The sequence below is a fragment of the Oceanipulchritudo coccoides genome (genome assembly GCF_010500615.1).
Lineage (GTDB): Bacteria > Verrucomicrobiota > Verrucomicrobiia > Opitutales > Oceanipulchritudinaceae > Oceanipulchritudo > Oceanipulchritudo coccoides.
This window is the reverse complement of record NZ_JAAGNX010000035.1, coordinates 1-299: the sequence shown is the minus strand read 5'-3', so window position 1 is coordinate 299 and position 299 is coordinate 1. Positions and strand designations below refer to the sequence as shown.

Here is a 299-nt window from a genome sequence, read left to right as displayed (position 1 = left end):
CAGCCCTCCGAAACCTGCTCTTGGCGCGCGTTCAAAGCACCAAACATGCAGACTCGGGCGACGCTCCCAGATGCATGAGTCGGGGGCCGGGCGCGACCGCCAAGATGCCCACTTCGGTGCTTCGATTTGAGCCGCGTTCGGGAGGCTCCCCATCCGATTTGCACGCTGTGACAGGCCGCTTTGCGCGACGCGTTCGCTTGCCCTGCACAAGACGCACGCGCCGCCGCATGCTGCTCGACATGGCACCGTCACGCCCATCAGCAACGCGCACCGAACCGGCCTTGCCGGTCGATGCCGCG

At 66.6% G+C, this 299-nt stretch carries 1 protein-coding gene; it reads left to right on the top strand.

The genetic code is table 11. From position 1 onward, the window contains the following. Positions 1-74 precede the first annotated feature (74 nt). Positions 75-299, top strand: a 225-nt coding sequence (locus G0Q06_RS14330) for a hypothetical protein (protein ID WP_163967461.1), incomplete at its 3' end; no start/stop codon positions are given.